The sequence below is a fragment of the Algoriphagus sp. 4150 genome (assembly GCF_031457395.1).
GTDB lineage: Bacteria > Bacteroidota > Bacteroidia > Cytophagales > Cyclobacteriaceae > Algoriphagus.
In genome coordinates this window covers 17,491-37,498 of the sequence record NZ_JAVDWS010000022.1, presented here as the reverse complement: position 1 = coordinate 37,498, position 20,008 = coordinate 17,491, and the positions used below count along the sequence as shown (strand labels likewise).

The window sequence follows — 20,008 nt, the reverse complement described above, 5'->3', positions numbered from 1 at the left end:
AACTGTCCCTACTGTTTTGACTAGCCTTTAATTCCTAGCCGTGATACCTATAGCTTCCTATGAGCTTGAATCTGTGATTTCCAAATCGACCATTCCTCCATCCTACTTTCCCAGTAGCGTGATAAGATCTCCCGCTGAAGTAGAAAGATCATACATAACCGTATCTCTTAGCTCAGGAATTTTCACCACAGCTTCTTCGGATATTCTAGGATCCGGAGTTTGCGGAATAAAATAGAAAGGATTTGGATTTTCACCTCTTGCAGTTTCAGGGCTCTCACCATTCGCAGCTTTCAAACCATTAGGCAAGCGCAGTCTAAGGTTTCCTCCAATAGTCGATTTAATTACCAATTTCTCAATTTTCCCATTTTCCCATTTAAGCTCTACTACCTCAAAACCACCCCTGGCACGAATCCCTGTAATACTTCCCGATGCCCAAACATCCGGCAAAGCCGGAAGCAAGTGGATTTCCCCATTGACACTCTGTACCAGCATTTCAGTAATGCCGGAAGTACAGCCAAAATTTCCGTCAATCTGAAACGGAGGATGTGCGTCAAACAGGTTATTGTAAGACCCGCCACCGCCTTGATTTGTTCCGACGGGGGATAATTGGTTCTGAATAAGCCTATAGGCATGATTTCCATCCAGCATCCGGGCCCACCAATTGACCTTCCACCCCATACTCCATCCCGTGGATACATCACCGCGTTGGATTAATGTGTTTTCTGATGCAAATGCCAATTCAGGAGTTCTGTAAGGAGAAATTTGATTGGAAGGAAACAAGCCATACAGGTGAGAAATATGGCGATGGTGATCATTCGGATCATCTATATCTTCCAACCATTCCTGAATCTGGCCGTGTTTTCCGATATGCATTGGAGGTAAGCGATCACGCATCATTTGTAGTGTATCCGTAAATGCATCTTTTATATCCAGTAATTTTGCCGCATGGATCACCGTGCTGAACGCATCGAATACCAATTGATTGTCCATGGTAGTACCTGCGTCCAAAGAGGATCCCCCATGGGCTTGGGGTGCATTTTCAGGTGATGTGCCTGGATTCACCACCAACCATTTATTGTCCGGATGTTCGACTAGAAAATCCACATAAAAAGTCGCCGCCCCTTTTAATATCGGATAAATTGACTCTAGGTAATCCCTATCTCCTGAGTAGAGGAAATGTTCCCAGAGATGCTGGCTGGTCCATGCTCCTCCTCCACTCCAGATTCCCCAGAATATCGCATCCACAGGTCCAGTGATTCTCCATATATCCGTATTATGGTGAGCCATCCAACCCCGGGCTCCATACATGACTTTGGCAGTTTCCTCCCCTGCTTCAGCCATTTCCCTGACCATGTTCAGGAATGGCTCATGGAGCTCTGCCAAATTCGCTTTTTCCGCAGGCCAATAATTCATCTGCGCATTGATATTGATCGTGTACTTGCTGTCCCATGGTGGAGACATTTCATGATTCCATATTCCCTGCAGGTTAGCAGGCTGTCCGCCAGGCTGAGATGAGGATATCAATAAGTATCGTCCATACTGATAGTAAAGCGTGACCAGCTGAGGGTCATTGCCTGTTCTGAAATTCTTTAGTCGAACATCCGTTGGAAGTTGATCCGCTTCTGAGTGTCCCAAATCCAAGCTTACCCGATTAAAATAGTTTTGGTATTCCGCCAAGTGATCCTTCATCAGATCAGGAAATGAACGGGCAGCTCCTTTTTCCAAAAAGGCTTCTGCACGGGCAGCATCATCTCCACTCAGGTCTTTGTAATTGACGAAATTGGTGGCAATAGAGATGTAAACAGTTGCCTCATCGGCACCACTTACCACCAGTGCATTATCCTTGGCAGCTATTGCTCCTCCCTTGGTTTTGATCCGGGCCAATGCTGTGAATTTAACCTGTCCGGACACTCCCTCATGGTCAGTAGTAGTTCCGCTCAGTATCAGATTCTTGTCTCCATTGCTACCGATTGTGGCATTGGGCTGTGGAGTGGTCAACGAGGAGCTGAACGAAATTTTCCCCGGCTCGCTAGCCGTCAGCCGGACAGCAATAACCTGATCAGCCAGAGAAGCAATTGCTTCTCTGGTGTAAGTGACTCCATCTACTACGTAACTTACTCTGGAAATAGCCTGCTCAATATCAAGCTCCCTTCTGTAATCCGTAAACTCAGCATGGCCTGAAAAGTCAATGATCAGATCCCCGACAGGCTGAAACTTCTGTCCGTGGGATTTTTTGCTTTGGATGGTTTTGGCAGCGAGTAGCTCGGCTTCTTTCTGCTTACCCTCAAATATGAGTTTCCGTATCTCCGGCAGGGCATCCAATGCATCAGGATTGTCATTTCGGTTTGGACCTCCTGACCATACCGTATGCTCATTTAGCCGGATAATCTCCTGCTCCACATTTCCATAGACCATCGCACCAAGCCTCCCGTTTCCTATGGGTAAGGCATCCGTCCAGACTTCCCCGGCAGGTTGCTTATACCACAGCTTAAGCTGATCATTTTGGGCGTACCCCATACTCGTCAGGGATACAAATAGAATTGTAAAAAACTTCTTCATTAATTGTCTTTGTGATCAAATTAAATTAGCTACAGACTGAATAAATATACTTCTAAAGTCATGCAACCGGCTAGGTAAAGTAGTCAAATTTATTAAAATAGCACTGATGACCGAACTTCTCCGGTCATCAGTGGAATTGGGCTACTTAATATCCCGGATTTTGTTCCATGCCTGCGTTTCTCAAAATCTCATTCTGCTCAATAGGCAGGAAATACATCTTTTCCTCAAATTGTCTGGATAGCAATTGGATCCGTGTATAGGTTTTTTCTCCTGTTGTAGGATTCTTTATAATATCCATTCCGATGATTGGTTGATTCTCCACTGTTTCAGCTATTTTCCATCGTCTTACATCCCAATAGCGGTGCTCTTCAAATGCCAGCTCAATCCTGCGCTCATTATATAATCTTCTTCTTAATTCCTCCCCTGTGACCGAATCTGGGATCGGAGGCATATTTACCCGCGCTCTTACCTTAGAAAGATATTCCCTACAGGTAGCTTCATCCCCCAATTCAAATTTCGCTTCGGCGTAATTGAGATAGATCTCACCCATTCGGAATATAATCCAAGGATTGGTATAGGGTTGCTGCCAGCTCAGCGGAATACTTTCATCAGGCATAAACTTTCTAAGGACATAATTAGATCTTGGATTGTCTCCGCTCTGTCTGTAGGAGTCGAATCCCCAAGATTCCCCATCCGGTGCCACCCACATTTCAAACTTATCTCCATGATAGGTAGAGCCGTCATAAATGATCGTAGCGTCAAAACGAGGGTCTCTGTTCAGGTAAGGAGCCTGCGGGTTGTATCCGGAGTTCGGATTGATAGTCTTTTCCCCATTAGGGTAAATAAAAGCCGGTTCCCCGTTGATCATATCATAATCATCAACCAAGTTTTGTGAAGGGCCATTGCTTGCCCACCAGCCGCCATAGGCTCCATAGCGTCTGTTAAGATTATCCATGGGTGCCGAATGAAAGCTGCCGGGACTTGCTGCAAATGGCCTTACAAATATCATTTCATTGTTTTCCGTTCCCGTAGGCTGATTAAATAGGCTAGTGTAATCCGGATGTAATCCATAACCCGCATCAAGTAGCGCCCCTGCTGCGTCTGCAGCTTTTTGCCACTTACTTAGATCACCTGTCTCATTGAACAAAGGGGAAGCAGCATACAAAAGAACCCGGGAAAGCAAGGCGTAAGCTGCATCCTTGGTTGCTCTGCCAAAATTGGCGTCGGACGCGGCATACCGTTTTTGCAAATCAGGTATAGCTGTATTCAGTTCCATCTCAATAAAATCCACGCATTCCCCAAATGTATTTCTGATGAAGGATTGATCTGCCCCTAAATCATAACTTTCTGTCACAATAGGCACTCCTCCAAATCTTTCCATGAGTAAGAAGTGGATGTACGCCCGCAAGAATTTTGCTTCTGCAACCAATTTTTCTTTCTCAGAGACAACGATATTCTCATCAGCCATTTTTTCAAGAAATATGTTAATTCTTCTGATGTATTGGTAGCCTGTATTCCAATAATACAATCCTCCTCCTCCGGTCCAATGGGTATCGGCAACGCTGGTCACATTATCTGCCCTAAGTGTCCCCGTAGGAATAATCCCAATATCCCAGTTGATTGCACAATAGGCTTCATCTGTTGCTTTGGAAAGCATGTGAATCCTAAATCCATGCAGGACTCCGTTGTAGAGAGAGGTGTGATAGGCTCTGATGAGGTTTTCATCCCCCCAGACAGCATCTTCAGATACTCTATCCTGTGGCTGCACATCAAGAATATCATCAGAACATCCTGCAAGCGCACCTAGAATGAGTAGGTATAATAATAACTTTTTCATTTCAGTTCAGCTTAAAATTTAACATTCAGACCAACATTCATCGTACGTAGCTGTGGGTAATACAAAAATCCTCCACTGGCTTCGGGGTCTGCCCACTTAATCTCCTTCGACCAGGTAAGCACATTGAATCCACTTACATAAAACCGGGCATCGGTAAGTCCGATTTTGGAGATAAAGTTGGTAGGAAGGGAATACCCGAATTCCACATTTTTCAATCGGACAAAGGTGGCGTCAAACAACCACATGGTATTTGCTCCCGGTTCGATTGCATCCGCCCTAGGCTTGGTACCATTGGGATTGTCTACTGTCCATCGGTCAGTGGCGCGTTCCACCGTAGCATTATCAAATGCGGAATTGCCTAAGTCAGGATAACTGCCATCGTAATTATAGACATTCGTCTGACCTTGGAAAAACAGGTTCAAATCAAAATTCTTGTACGAAAAATCAAAATTTAAACCGAACACATATTCGGGAGTCGCAGTATAATCAAATCTGAACTGATCGTCTCCGTCGATTTTTCCATCATTATTCCGATCAACTATTTTCACATCGCCCACTTGTGCGTTGGAAATATGAGGATAGCTATCAAGCTCTTCCTGAGTGTTGAAAATACCATCTGCCTGATAGTACAATCCTGCCCCCACTGGACGCCCTGTAAGATTTTTGTCCGCTATATCGTTGGGAACTTCGTCCATAAATTGGATTTCACTTCTCGCGAAGGCCACGTTTCCTGAAATTCCGTAATTGAATTCTCCCAAGGATCTCTTGTGGTTAAGAATCAATTCAAAGCCTTTATTTCTTACCCTGCCGATATTTTCATCAGGCAGACCCGGATAACCATAGACATTGCTCACAGAGACATTTCTTCTGGCAAGTATATCCGAACGCTGCTCGTTGAATACGATAAACTCAAACCCCAATCCGCCTTGCCATAACACGCCTTCCAGTCCTATGTCAACTTTTTCACTGGTTTCCCAGGTAATGTTTGGATTAGGCAATACACCCGGATTAACTCCCGGGGAAACATTACCTCCAAAGTAATAGTTGTTGCCAAAAGTAAAGGCTTGAAGATGCTGATAGGCAGCGACAAAGTCATTTCCGATTTTCCCGTAAGACCCTCTGATTTTCAATTGATTGACAAAACTCAGGTTGTTCATAAACGACTCTTCGGATATTCTCCATCCGGCAGAGACTCCCGGGAAAAAGCCATACCGGCTTTCTTTGGGAAACTTCTGGGATCCATCGTAGCGAAACAAAAACTCCAACAGGTACTTTCCGTCATAATCGTAATTAAGACGTCCAAAATAGTTGTTATATCCACCGATCCGTGTGGATCCCCCCGTGTTCATGTCATTGGTATCACTACTGCCTGCATCTATTTGATCGATCGCTGAGCTGACAAAATTTCTTCGGAAGGCATACACCCAATTCTCATTGTTCTCCTGTTGTTCAGTTCCCAGCAAGGCGGCTAAGTAGTGCTTGCCAATGGTTTTTGAATAATTCAGCCGGACGTTATAAAGTTTGGTGGTCCACTTGGTGTTGGTCTGGGACAACTCAGGTGCAGTAACTCCCGTACCCTGACGTTCGTCATACTCTCCTGTCACGGTATTAAATTCATGAAAAGTATAGGGCGTTCTCCATCTTCTTTGGACTTGATTGTTTATATCGTAATTGAAACTCGCTTCAACCTTAAGTCCCTCCACAAATGGAACCTTGTAGGAAGCAGTGAAGGAAGAGAACATTGGCGTACTCTCTCTGGTAAAATAGCCACGCTGATCCATCAGAAGCGGATTCTCACCCAATCTTCCGGGACCATATAAACCGTTTGGATACTGAGCTACCAAAGTTGGGTTTGCTTGGTAAATATTTTTGAAGTTCACCCAACTTTCCTCATCGGTTGCCACTGACCCAAAATTCTGGTCATTCAACATTGCGGACAAATTTGCCCCTACAGTAAGGTTATCCGTCAGATTAACATTGACGTTGACCCGCATATTATATTGGGTGTATTTGGTAGGATCATTTATCAGGTTTCCATTTTGGGTCATTGCCCCAAAAGAGAGAAAATAGTTGACATCATCTGATCCGCCCCTGGCTGATAAGTTGATCCTTTGTTGGGTTGAGAAGGGTTTAACCGCTTCATCTACCCAATTGGTGTTGGGATATCTTACCGGATCTGATCCGTCTGCATATTTTTGGATAGCATCTTGGCTGAAGGGCGGAGTCCAATCTGCTTCGGGTCTGCCGGCTCTGTACCAAGCCCCCTCGTTATAGACCTGCGCAAATTCTGCTGCATCAAGCATGTCCAAAATTTTCGTTGGCTGCAGAAATGACTGATTCATTGTGAAGTTAAACACAGGTTTTCCCTTTTTACCTGCTTTGGTAGTCACCAGAATCACACCGTTTGCAGCTCTAGCTCCATAAATGGCTGCGGAAGCATCCTTGAGAACGGAAATACTTTCGATATCTTCAGGATTTAGCCGGCCTAATTGACTCCTTGGTACCCCGTCAATAATGATCAGAGGGCTATTGTTTCCAAAAGTACCGTTGCCCCGGATCAATATGTTAGGATCATCTCTACCAGGCTCACCTGACCTTTGGTTTACCGTAAGTCCCGGCAGCCTGCCGGCAAGTGAATTGGACACGTTGGCGTTCGGGCTCCTTACCAGTTCGTCACCTTGGATATTGGCAACTGAACCAGTCAATGTTTCCTTTCTTTGTTCGCCGTAACCTACCACTATTACCTCTCCTAATTGGGTCATATCAGGAGCTAATTCCACATTGATCACTGTTTGATTACCTACAGCTACTTCGTATGAGCTGTATCCGATAAAGCTAAAAATCAATACGGCGGATTCTCCCACAGTGATGGAATAGGTACCATCTATATTAGAGATGACACCATTGGAAGTACCTTTTTCAACTACATTGACTCCCGGTAAAATATCTCCTCCTTCTTCTTTCACACTACCCGTGATCCGGGACTGTGCATAACTATGTAGTGCTCCCTGAAAAATCAGGAATACCAGCATAAAACTTCTAACATGATATAGCTGCCTTTTGACATACCTATACCATGTAATGGTAAGATTTTCTTTCATAGGTTTTGGGTTATTGTTATACAATTCTACTCACTAAGGAATCAGTGAATCTTTAAATAAAAAGCACACTTATCCCATATCATTAATTAAAACTAATGATATTTACTAGTAACATATCGACAAACGATACATCACTATACTAACACATATATGGTATAGCCCTAGAAACTAAACAATACTTTCGCTCTTTATTTATATAATTTTAAATACATATTTACCCCAGTACAAGTAAATTCCGATAAATAATTACACAAGCCTTTGCGCAAACCTTTGCGGAACGCAACCGTACTCAACCGACGTAAGTTATTCATATATAAAGCGTTCCGACCCCAAGCGGATAAGTACCCGTCACCCGAGCAAGAAAAATTAAGTTATTTGCCCCTATATAACGTAAACCCAACAACACTCCTTCTAAATCATAGCTTATTGAAGGCCTTCACACAATTCTTGAGCGGTCGGAACAGATCCTATTGACACATGAACTACACAGTGCATTGTAATGCTAAGAAGTAATGGAAATTGGATTTATCCCAGTTAAAAACCTATATTCAGGGACTTATAAAGTTGAAAGAGCATACTTCAGACCCAAAGTAATCAGTTAATCAATTCATAATGAGTAGAAAAAGAGTTTCTTTGAAGGACATGGCTAACGAACTGGGAGTTTCAATCTCTACAGTTTCAAGAGCATTGAAGGATCATTATGATATTAGCCCGGAGCTTATCACAAAAGTAAAAGACTTGGCTAAGGCCTGGAATTACAGACCAAACCCATTCGCCGTTGGATTACTCAAGCACCGGACAAAAACCATTGGGGTAATAGTCCCTGATATTGTCACCCATTTTTTTTCTTCTATTATCAGTGGCATAGAAAGCGGGGCAAAAGAACAGGGGTATCATATAATTATATCTTCTTCTCAGGAATCCCACATTAAATCCAGGGAAAGTTTGCAAAATTTACTGGATTTAAGAGTAGACGGATTGATCGTTTGCCTGGCCCAGGACACCAGTGATTATTCTGATTTTGACCTAATCCAAAGTTCGGAAGTTCCATTGGTGTTCTTTGATAGAGTATGCAGAACAACTGAATTTTCCTCGGTTGTTATTGACAATATTGAAGCCGCCAGAGATCTCACAGTTCATTTATTTGAAAATGGCTATCGTGCGATCGCACATATTGCGGGACCCGAAAACATCAATATAAGCAGGGAACGAATACTTGGATATAAAAAAGGCTTGAAAGAATGTGGCTTAACTTTTAAACCTGAATTTCTGGTGCACTGTGATTTGAGTATAGCCCAGTCAGCAATAGTTGCAGAGCAATTGATGTCACAGCCCGAAATCCCTGATGCAATTTTTGGAGTAAACGATACCGTAATATTTTCTGCAATGAAAGTATTAAAAAGTAAGGGATTGAAGGTTCCTCAGGATGTAGGGCTTGTTGGTTTTACAGATGAATTTCACGCAACCGTGGTGGAGCCTAACCTTACTGCCATTGCCCATCCGACTTTTGAAATAGGAAGAGAGGCTGTTGGATTACTTTTGGATGAAATCACCTCAACGATACCCAAGCCTGTAAAACAAGTGGTCATGAAAGCAAAGCTAATGGTAAGAGAATCCTCCAACAGAAAGAACAATGCTAACTAGGGCTTACTGAAACAGGATACCTAGCAAAATTTGTACTCCAATATACACGGATTCATGCGTAGATAAATTACTTCACTACACCGGTGATTTTCTCAATTACCCCCAACTTTGGATCCAGATTTCTATCGAATAGCAGAGGATAATTTGTCCTGCCACGGACCGGAAAGTTGTTTAGCCAACTGCTTCTATCTCCTAAACCCCAGAAAGTAACTCTGGAAATCTTGTCTTTGTGCTTTTCATAAATCTCAAAAATAGCAGCATATCGCTCGGCTAACCTTGCCTCAGCTTCCGGAGTGATTCCGTCTTTGTAAGGGTTATACTCGTCCGAATTGACAAAGTTCATATTGAGATCAGCACCTTCGGCCCTCATAGGTCTGGGCAGCACATCCACGTCAAGTTCTGTGATCATTACTTTGAATCCGGCCTCATGGATGTCGATAATTCCCTGTTCAATTTCTTCCAAAGTTGGAGAGTCGAGCTGATAGTGTCCCTGCATCCCTATAGCATCCACTCTGATTCCTTCTGAAACCATCTCTTTGGCAAAGTCAAGAATTCCCTTGCGCTTAGATGCTCTCCATACATTGTAGTCATTGTAATATAGTTCTGCCTCCGGATCTACCTCATGAGCCTTTCGGAAGGCAGCTTTCATAAAGTCCTTGCCCGCAATTTTATACCAATCCGACTCCCGATAAGACCCATCCTCATTAAACGCCTCATTGACGACATCCCAGCCATGAATTTTCGTTTTGTATCTCTCTGCCACAGTTTCTATGTGCTCTTCCATCCTTTTAATCAAAGCTTCCTTTGATAGCTGTTCTTGATTCTCATCCACAAAAACCCAGCGTGGTACCTGCTGATGCCAAACTAAACAATGTCCAATCGTAAATGCACCGATTTTTTCACCCAAAGCCACATACTCATCACCAAATTCGAAATTGTACCTGTCAATTTCCGGATGTACCAGCTGCCATTTGAGACCATTTTCAGGGCTTAGGCTGTTGAAATTCTTTTGAATGACAGAATTGACTTTCTCATCAGAGCTATTCACCTGTCTTGCATTGAGTGCAACACCAATGTGGTAGCTGTCTGAAAATATATCTTTTAATCCCTCATTTTTCGGAGGCTGTCCCGAAAACATCAGGGTAAGCAAAACAAAGATTAAAGTGTTTTTGAATATCATGATCGTAGGTATTTAGACATGTAGGGCTTGGCATCTGGGGTACTTTGTGAATTTAAGAAATACGGGAGACAGCCTCAATTACCACTATAACAAACTGAAAACAAGAAGATTATAAATTCATTCTTGAAACAAAATTATTTTGAAAACAATAGTGGAGCCAGCTCATATAAGCTACGTCGCCAAGTTTGAAACTCATGCGCTGTTCCTTCTGAGACAAAAGAAACCGCATTTATTCCAGCCTCACTTAGGGCCTTGACGGCGCTTTGTACCCGCTCAGGATTTTCCTTACTTCCACAACTCAAAAAGATCAGCTTTGGAGTAGAACTATCCTGAATTTCTTCGGGAGTATAGATTCCCCCGCTCAGTAAGGCATAATAAGAAAACACATCCGGCTTGTTCAAGGTTATTGCGTGGGTTTCCATGCCTCCCATCGAAAGCCCGGCCATTGCCCTATTTTCCTGATCGGAAAATGTTCTAAAATTAGCATCCACATACGGAATTAATTCATCAACAAGTACAGTCTGGAAAGCATCCACTTTAAAATCTCTCAATCCTCCATATTTTACTTCATTGGTCATGCCATAGGTCATTACTATAATAAAGGGTGCCGTTTTACCTTCGCTTAGTAGATTATCCATGATCAGATTGGCATGTCCCTGATTGCTCCAGGCCGTTTCATCTTCACCCCACCCATGCTGTAGGTATAACACCGGATAGCGTTTGGTTGGATCTTCCTCATATCCCGGGGGAGTATATACGAATGCTCTCCGGGAAGTTTCAGTACTTGGTGAAGGGAATAATACCTGTTGCACGTTTCCATGAGGGACATTTTTAAGCATATAAAAATCCTGGTCATGCGCAGGAATTTCAATACCGCTTTCCCAACGTGTAGATCCATAATAATTTAAAGCACCTGGATCATTAAATACTCCCCCATCAACTGTCAGATGGTAGTAATGAAAGCCTTCATCCATAGGCCCGTCAGTGGTCCCCCACCAAACCCCATCCTCATCCTTGGTAAGGTCTGTTCCGCCTTTTCCTCCAAGACCAAGACTCACATTTACGCTTTGGGCCTGCGGTGCCTCAACTTTAAACCGAGCATATCCCTGAGAATTTACCTGGGGATACTCCTTTCCGGGTTGGTTTTTTAGTGAGGGTTTAAAATCCTCCTTTACTTGAGATTCTTGGGCGATGCTGAGCGTAGTACTGATAATCAATACCAGTCCCAGAATTAAAGAAAACTGTTTCATAATTAATAGGTTATAGGTTTATTGTTTATAAAAATAGGTAATTCCTAGGTATTTTCCGGGTAAGCAAACACAAAAGTATAATGCTACCCAAGACTATAATCGACTTGGAAATCAAGAATCATTTTAAGTATTCCAAGACTGTATAAGTCAAGAGGATGCCTCATAACTACTCATAATTGTCTCGTTGAGCACCCGCCTCCCGGAGGGCAGGAAGTCGAAATGAGCTTAAATAGCACATAAAAGGCTTCGACTTTCATGCCTTCGGCAGACTGGCTGCTCAGCCTGACAAGGAAACCTGATTATGAGACATCCTCTTCTGGCTGAAATTTCTTACATACCTTCCAGCCCTTCAGCAAATCCGGCATATGCCGGTTTCCGGTTTAGATTAATATCCCACAAACCTTGCTTCTCCCCAGGTAACCAGGAAGAATTCATGTCACTGTCTTTGATTCCCCACACGGTGATTCCGTAGCGCTGAGCCGCTGGCACATGTTCAAGGTATTTTTCTGCCACAAATTGATACATTTCCCGCTGAAGATCAAGTATTTCAGCAGTAGGATTAGGGGTATTTACGCGTACATCCAATTCAGATACTTTGATCAGCTTTCCTGTTGCCGCAAGCATTTTAAACATTTCAACAATGTTATCCTTATCTGAATCAATCCCTATATGCATTTGTGTACCGATACCATCCACGGTTATCCCTTTGGTTTCAAGATAACTGACATAATCTATCAAGCCTTGGCACTTAGCCAGACTGTATTCAAGATTGTAGTCATTTATAAAAAGTCTGTCATCAGGATTCCCATACTGTTCTGCCAGTTCAAATGCTTTTACCGCATAGTCCTTACCAAGGTAATCCTGCCAGAAAAAGTGATCCGCAGGAAGGTCGGTCTTACCAACACCTGTCTTCAATTCTGAGGGATTGTCATCATCCATTGGCTCATTGACCACATCCCATGCTTTAATATGCGCTTTGGAATTAGCAAGCATACCGGCTATCCATCGTCCAAACTCTCCTGAAACGATTGCTGTTTTTTCTTCCGCAGTTTTGATCACCAGGGTGGTGGTTCCTCCTGAAAGCGAAGCACTGCTAAGAACCACATTATCCAAATAGACAGTTCCTTCGAATTCACCGTAGCTTATTACAAATCGCACGCGATCAGGAGCAGTAGCTACTGTAATTAGAGACACTTGCTTCCATTCTTTGGTTACCCCTACCTGACCAAATCCATTGGAGGAATAATCAGGACTCTGCAGTTCCGGTCTAATAATGCCTTCAGCATCGCCTTTGACCCAGAAACTCAACTTATACTCTTCCCCATTTTTTAAAGGTTCGGCAAGTTCATAGGAAGTTTGTACTTCCCAGAATCCGCCTGTAATAGAGGGATTGGTCACGTAAAAAGATCTCCCTGATCCACCGAAACCCATTCCTTCTTCGGTGACTCCTCTGGTAGAGCCATTTCCCCAGCCTCCCCAGCCGGTGCCGCTTTCAAAGTCACCGTCGGAAATCAGGTTGGAAATGGCAGGTTCTCCTGTAGGATCAAACACATACAAATTATTGATGTCTATGCTGTAGGATACATCGGGAACATAGCCCAAATTAATTTTTATCTTAAAACTATTGCCCACAAAATCACTTACACGAAAACGGATTTCCTGCCAGGAAATGCCTGTTTTGAAAGCGGAACTGTCAGAGCCGGTATTCATCCAGTCGATTTCAGGAGAATTGTTGGAAAGTCCCTCAAAAGTAATTCCCCCGCTGCCCGGAACATCGGACTTGATATATAAGACTATTTCATAGGCCTTCCCTTTAATCACCGGTATTTCAGGAGTCTTTAGCTGTAAACTTTCAGGATTGGATCCGGCTCCGGACGTCAGGACAAAAGCAGCAGTTCCCTCACCCATTCCCCAGTCTGTTTTAATCGTGACATCCCCTGTCTTTTCCCATTCTCCCAGTTCTCCTGACATAGGGCTTGATAGATCCAATTCATTTGCAAAAGCAGGTGAATTTACTACCAGAGGTTCCAATAGGCTGTTTAGATAGGCGGCATTTTGGTTGGCATGCCATGCCAAGGTATGCCCAAATACAGAGACACCTGCTCCTGATGCGGTTTCCAGCATGGAATTAACTCTACTAAAATCAAAATTCCCGTTTGCCTGGACCACCGCTCCGTGCTTCATACCGAAGCCGGCAGTAATTTCGTCAAAATTACTGTTGATCAAGCGGTACATCACCCCCTTGGAAGAGTATTCCGCCATATCCACGGCACCCCCAAGTTTAAAATCCGGGTAGGCAAGGGTATCAATGTAGCTTTTCAGCACTCCATAGGAATTAAGCACTTCCTGTGCAGCAATAGTTGCAGGCTTTTCCACCTGAAATTCATCAGTAGCCATTTGATCCACACAGGAGGCGGCCCCTATCGAAATAGCCAGAAATAGGAGATATTTATATATAGGTTTCATCTGTTTATATTTTGATTTTTAATGGTCAGATGGAATCTCGCATATGGGATAATCATCCCAGTGTGTGATCCCGTAGGTACGGGATCATGCTCGATTTCATAAGATCTTGGGTCTGATTAATTTTCAATGTAAACTGGAGTAAAGACCTCATAGCCAACTCCCCGGTCCCGAACCACCAGCGTGTCCACGGCAGTTATCTGCATCTCCGGCAAATTGATCTCGTACGCTAAATAAAGGACATCCCTATCCTTATTGCCCCAGCTGTTTTTTTCTCCCTTGGATACAAAAGTGCCCGATCCGCTTGCTGTATATCCGGCTCCAAGAGCCGAAACCGTACAATTTCCGTTATCATCAAACGTAAGTTTTAAATCTGCAGGGATGTTTTCGCCATCCAGTCCAGGGAAAGCCAAGGGGAATTCCACTTCATTGAGCGCACTGGTTATCAGAGCATTCAGTTCATCATTTTCCACGAATTTTTCGTGTCTGATTACTGTTCCATCCAAGCCGGAATTACCCGGACTCCCCGTAATGATGTCCTGTCCACGGCGCAGATAATTTCCATGCCAAGGGTTTACATATTTGAGTGCATACAAGACAAAATCCTTGGGCTGCACAGACCAGTCAGCGGGATTGTTTCTTAAGGGATTTGGCACCAAGCCTTCTCCCGACAAAACAGAGTCAGCGTTAGTTATCTCAGTGATCCGCAAAGGCAATACATAGCTATTTTTAATTGCTTTGGGGTCATTAAAAAAACCACTGTTCAACCGGATTTCTATTCCGCCAACTACCTCCCCCCTGGGGATAACAATCGTCTGTCCTGCCAATTGATAGTATTCAGAAGGAAGCGCCTCTACCGGATCTCCGTCTTGATTAAACAGCAAGCCTTGAGTAAGACTTTCATCCACAGCAACAGTCACGTGGACATCCTGAGGCGAAGCATATACCCCCCCTGTGGTGGCGAGAATCCGAAACTTGCCTTCATTGTCACCGGAAGTATCGAAGATATCATCTCCCAGCGTAATCGTTCTGACCGGATATTGGTAGGCAAAATAAACGGTTTGATAATCAAAATCAGGAAACTCCCAATCCTCGTTCTCGCAGGATGAAAATATCAAGACAATAGCTATAAATATATATGGTATCCTTTTCATTTTTTTGAATTTAAAACCAAGTTAAAATCAGTCATTTTCTGCTCTATATTGAATTACCAACCGGCGTTTTGCTGAAGGGCGTTGAACTTCAATATTTCACTATAAGGCACAGGGCCGTAAATCATGTAATCCCGATAAACCCGGTTTTCCACATTGATCACAGTATACTGATTTTGATTTACAACACGCATTCCCCGGGCGGTCTCTGTCAGATCCGACTTCCACCTTCTCAAATCCCAAAATCGAAAACCTTCAAAGGACAACTCCAGGCGGCGTTCGTTTCGGATCAATTCCCTCATGGCAGCTTGATCATTTTTAACGGATTCCAGGTAAGCATCTCCATTGTCAGCACCAATTCCGGCACGCTGCCGGATGGCTTTGATCACATCATATGCAGAATACCCAAAGGATCCACCAGCCATTGGTCCCCATGCTTCATTGGCTGCTTCTGCGTAGATCAGAAAAATCTCAGTATACCTGATCCTTGGATGAAGATGACGTTGACCAGTGTTGGCAACAGGATCCAAATTCACATCTTGACGCAACAATTTTCGCATGTAATATCCAGTACGTGTAGAAGTTTCCACTTTATTCAGGCCATCGTTTGTATCAGAATCCAATGCTGTATTGATTGTCCTACCTAAGGGTCCGGCAGTACTTCCGTTGATCACAATAAAATGTCTAAGTCTAGGATCCCTGTTAGTATAAGGGGCATTATTAGAATATCCAGAAGCAGGATCTGAAATAGGGTAACCATTTGCCATTGGGAAGGCATCCACCAAATTCTGGCTGGGATTTACCCTACCACTACCAAACAATGTAGGAGGGAAGTTTTGTTGCTCCAAGTTGTTGGATGGACCTCCAACAGAGCCTCTCCACAAGATCTCGGAAGGATTGTCTCCTGCTCCTAAATTATCTATCATCGAAACATTGCTGTACCAAGTAACTCCATTTGGATCCAAACCACTCATTCCTCCGATTTCATTAAGCATATTTCCGGCATAGGTAGCTGCATCAACCCATTTAGCTTGATCATTATCCAAGTTAAAAGCAGGGCTGGCTGCTAACAATGCTGCTTGTGCTCTTATAGCATGGACGATCCTTCCTGATACCAGTTGCTTGGCGTCATCCCCAAATACCCTATTGTATTCACCTGTTTGAGCACCCATCTCTCTATAGACAGAAGGTATCATTCCTTCGCTGTTTATATTATGATAGTTCATGGGTAATAATTCAATAGCCCTTTCAACATCTGCATAAAGCTGCTGCATACAAGCTTCGAAAGTGGCTCGAGGAATGTTGAAATCAGAACTTGCTGTTTGTGCTTCAAGTAAAATAGGCACTCCCATCAAGGTTCCATCTGCAATTCCAGCATGTGATCTAAGCAAAAAATACATGAATAATGCCCTCAAGCCATATGTCTCACCTTTCATACGGTCGATAAACATTTGATTGACAATTGGATTTGCAGCATATTGCGTGTTTTCTACCTCAGCTAACATTTCATTCAAGTATTGAATAGCTGATTGAGAATTAGTCCATTGATCTAGGGGATTATAGTTGGAAGCCCATTGACCAACGCCAGTGTTCAACAGTCCACTATTTAGATCATTTGTCACAGCATCATCTGTCGCTACTTCACTGAAACTAAAACTATTGGTTGGTATCCTCAGATAGGCATTTATTAGCAAGCCATGGATCATGTCCGGCCTTTCTCTTAGACGGCTCTTGCTTTGTATATTTTCCAATGCAGGATCAAACATATCAGCACAGCCAGTCATGATGACTAAGCTTGTAATAATAAATCCAACTTTAAAATTTATCTTCATTTTCATTTTGGGTCTGGTTAGAATTTTGCTTTAACACCAATGTTGTAGAACCTGGTTTGAGGAGCACTTCCAATGTTCATCTCCAAAATACCTCTATTGGGAGCGATGGTTAGAAGATTGGCTCCATTGGCATACACGTCCAACCCTCTCAAGAACCGCTCGCCAAACATGCTGCTTGGGAACGCATAAGAGAGCTGCACTCTTGTCAAATCAAACCTGTTGGTACTATACAACCAAAAATCAGAATTACGGTAATTGTTCGCCCCATTTAAGGTGGTCAACCTTGGATAGCTAGCTGTAGCTATTGTAGCCTCTGTCCATCGGTCTCTGACCACTTCGGAGTATTTGTCATCCGCTTTCACCCAGAAGTAGTTATTGTTTTTCATCGCATAACCTCCGGTACGGGAAGTTCCCAAAATGAAGAAGTTGAAGTTTTTGTACTTCATAGACAGGTGAATACCCGTAGTCAAAGGAGCTCCGGACCATCCACCCCTACCCAGGTACACTTCATCTTGAGCATTGATGATACCATCACCATTCTGGTCTATATATTTGATATCACCGGGTTTTACTTCCCCAAAGGCCTGCACAGGGGAATTCTCTATATCCTCTACCCCCGTGAAAAAACCATCGCTTTGCAGGCCCCATATCCCATCCAATGGTCTCCCTATCCTGGTCTGGTAATCAAATTCGAAGTTTTCAGACCTTTTGCTAGCCTTGGTATCATAATAAATACCTGAAAACCCCAAACTCCAGTCCACCTGCCCAATGCGCCGGTTCAGGTTCAGTTGGAAATCAAAGCCTGTCCTAAGGTCATTGTCATAGTTGACATAAGGTATCCAAGAAGAAACAGGCCATCCTGTCACAAAATAACCGGGATAAATATTGCTGTCCTGCAGAAATAAGCCCGTCATCTTACTAACAAAGAAGGAACTATTGATTGTCAACAGCTTATTGAATAATGAAGCGTTCAGTTCCACACTGACCTCTTCCCTTTTTGGTAGTTTCAGGTCGTAGTTTTGTCCTCTTCTCACGTCAGTGGCTGTATTGTTCAATCCATCTTTCCATTCATACCAAGATCCTTCATCTGTGTAAATACCTTCATACAGATAATACTCGGCTATGTCCAGATCGGTGTGAAGGACACCTCCGGATAGGGACAACTTAAGGTCATCCACCACGGAGGAAGAAGCCATAAAATCCTCTTCACTGAGCCTCCAGCCCAAAGAGGCCGTAGGAGAGAAAGCTTGCCGGTTGCCGGGAGCTAACATTGCGCTATGGATCATGGCTCCGCTGAAATCCACATAATACTTTGATTTGTAGTTATAAGCTGCATGCAAACCAATATTGGCATTGCTCACCTTATGGTATACCCCGGATTCACCTGTCTGGAAACCATTGGCTATCAACATAGTGGATACACGATGCTTGTTGTTTATATTTTTCTCATAATTTAGTTGAGCGGAAAATGACAAGGTCTGCCGAAACCAGCTGTCATTGATATTTTGGGTTCTGGAACTGGCGTCCTGTCCGAATCTGGTCAGGTGTGAGATCTCATCCATCCCGTTATAATTGGTCCAGTGAGGCTCAAAAACTGCATAATTATTGTTGAAGGACAAGTTGTAAGAACTTGCATAATCCAGTCCAAAAAGCGAGCTGAAGGAAAGCCCCTCCAATACATTTCGCAAATCGGCATTCACTCCGGCATTGAACTGGAACTGTCTGTTGGTGTATTTGGAGGAGCCGCCTGCGTAACTTCCCGCGATGGGATTGGACTGATCCAACTGAGTCCCTCCAAGCAAATACTTCCCATCAATCAAGTGCTGACTGCTTTGCACATAACTCATCGCAACTTCATCATCCGGCGAAAGCATATCCACAGGAATCAGTGGGGTAAACCGGTGCGGCCTTAGTGTCGTAGATCCTCCCCAGTAATTCGCATTGATTCCTCTGACATTATAAAATATAGCAGCTGCATCTACTTTGGCTGAAATATAATCATTGAGGTTAAGGTCCACATTTCCACGTACGTTAAACCTCTCATTGCCATTTTCTGCAGCCTGGCCAAAATCCAGAACAGATCCTTCGGACCAATAACCTACATTGGTATAATACCGCGCGCTTTCATTGCCTCCGGAAATTTCCATGGTGGCATCATAGCGGGTATAGGCTTTTTGCAAGTAGTCCTCGGAAAAGTAATCCACATTAGGATAGCGATAAGGATTAATTCCGGAAGCGTAATTATAGATTTCTTCCTCACTGTACAATGGACTTAATCCATCATTTGACCTGGCTTCATTATATAGTGACATGTACTCAGCCGATCCAAGATATTTAGGATAGCTTTTAGGCACATTCACGCCAATATTGGTACGAATATCAATTGTTTGGGCAGTGGCTGAACCGCGCTTTGTAGTGATCAGTAAAACACCTTTCGCTCCTCTGCTTCCATATAGCGCAACTGCATTGACCCCTTTTAAGAAAGTAATCTGGGCGATTTCTGTGGGCATTACACTACCGATATCACGGGGAACTCCATCCACTAAGGTTAAATAACTGCTATTCCCCCATAAATTACCGTTGAACCCACCTACATAAGCTTCCATCCCATCCAAAGGGTAGGTAATGAAATTTTCATTAACTAGTTCAGGCATATTAACTGACGATACACCCCCCAAAAGCTCATTCTTATCCTTGGTTTGGAAGGCTACCAAAACTTCTTTCCCCTCCAAGTAAGGAAACAGTACAATTTCTCCCAATTCAAGGAGGGCTTGTAATAATTTGGTTTCGTAACCAGGAGCTTCGACCACCAGATATGTATTTAAAGTCACCTCCAAATGCACCTGTCCCAGGTCATTGGACACGGCCGAATATTCATCCTGCTCACTTCTGACGATAGCACCACGTACAGGATCACCTGAACTGGATCTAACTATCGGATCGATGGTTATTTTCATTGTATCCTGAGCTATAAGGCACAGTGGAAACAGT

At 43.4% G+C, this 20,008-nt stretch carries 10 protein-coding genes; 1 reads left to right on the top strand and 9 read right to left on the bottom strand.

The features are described from left to right. Positions 1–102: 102 nt before the first annotated feature. From J2X69_RS20840 to J2X69_RS20830, 3 genes are all read right to left on the bottom strand, one after another. A complete protein-coding gene (locus tag J2X69_RS20840) occupies positions 103–2,559 on the bottom strand; it encodes a glycoside hydrolase family 95 protein (RefSeq protein ID WP_310107701.1) in 2,457 nt (818 codons plus the stop codon). A gap of 145 nt (positions 2,560–2,704) precedes the next feature. Beyond that, positions 2,705–4,396: a RagB/SusD family nutrient uptake outer membrane protein gene (locus tag J2X69_RS20835; protein ID WP_310107699.1), complete on the bottom strand. Its 1,692-nt coding sequence runs from the start codon at positions 4,394–4,396 to the stop codon at positions 2,705–2,707. An 11-nt stretch (positions 4,397–4,407) separates the two neighbouring features. Continuing rightward, the gene (locus tag J2X69_RS20830) at positions 4,408–7,497 is read right to left on the bottom strand and encodes a TonB-dependent receptor (RefSeq protein WP_310107697.1); all 3,090 of its coding nucleotides are present in this window, start codon (positions 7,495–7,497) and stop codon (positions 4,408–4,410) included. 612 nt (positions 7,498–8,109) lie between these two features. Here J2X69_RS20830 and J2X69_RS20825 point away from each other — a divergent pair. Further along, on the top strand, positions 8,110–9,141 hold the full coding sequence (locus tag J2X69_RS20825; protein ID WP_310107694.1) for a LacI family DNA-binding transcriptional regulator: 1,032 nt from the start codon (positions 8,110–8,112) through the stop codon (positions 9,139–9,141). Between the two features lie 67 nt (positions 9,142–9,208). Here J2X69_RS20825 and J2X69_RS20820 read toward each other — a convergent pair whose 3' ends face one another. From J2X69_RS20820 to J2X69_RS20795, 6 genes are all read right to left on the bottom strand, one after another. Then, entirely contained in the window at positions 9,209–10,321 is a 1,113-nt protein-coding gene (locus J2X69_RS20820) for an endo-1,4-beta-xylanase (RefSeq protein ID WP_310107692.1), read from the bottom strand. Between the two features lie 134 nt (positions 10,322–10,455). Beyond that, positions 10,456–11,571 (bottom strand): alpha/beta hydrolase-fold protein, encoded by a 1,116-nt coding sequence (locus J2X69_RS20815; protein WP_310107691.1) that lies wholly within the window; start codon positions 11,569–11,571, stop codon positions 10,456–10,458. A gap of 330 nt (positions 11,572–11,901) precedes the next feature. Beyond that, the gene (locus tag J2X69_RS20810; RefSeq protein ID WP_310107688.1) at positions 11,902–14,037 is read right to left on the bottom strand and encodes an endo-1,4-beta-xylanase; all 2,136 of its coding nucleotides are present in this window, start codon (positions 14,035–14,037) and stop codon (positions 11,902–11,904) included. A 116-nt stretch (positions 14,038–14,153) separates the two neighbouring features. Further along, positions 14,154–15,188 carry a DUF5627 domain-containing protein gene (locus tag J2X69_RS20805; protein WP_310107686.1) on the bottom strand — a complete coding sequence of 345 codons (1,035 nt, stop codon included), beginning with the start codon at positions 15,186–15,188 and terminating at the stop codon, positions 14,154–14,156. Positions 15,189–15,241: 53 nt separating this feature from the next. Then, positions 15,242–17,023: a RagB/SusD family nutrient uptake outer membrane protein gene (locus tag J2X69_RS20800; protein ID WP_310107684.1), complete on the bottom strand. Its 1,782-nt coding sequence runs from the start codon at positions 17,021–17,023 to the stop codon at positions 15,242–15,244. Between the two features lie 11 nt (positions 17,024–17,034). Continuing rightward, positions 17,035–19,974, bottom strand: coding sequence for a SusC/RagA family TonB-linked outer membrane protein (locus tag J2X69_RS20795; RefSeq protein ID WP_310107681.1), 2,940 nt, complete (start codon positions 19,972–19,974; stop codon positions 17,035–17,037). Between the last annotated feature and the right edge of the window lie 34 nt (positions 19,975–20,008).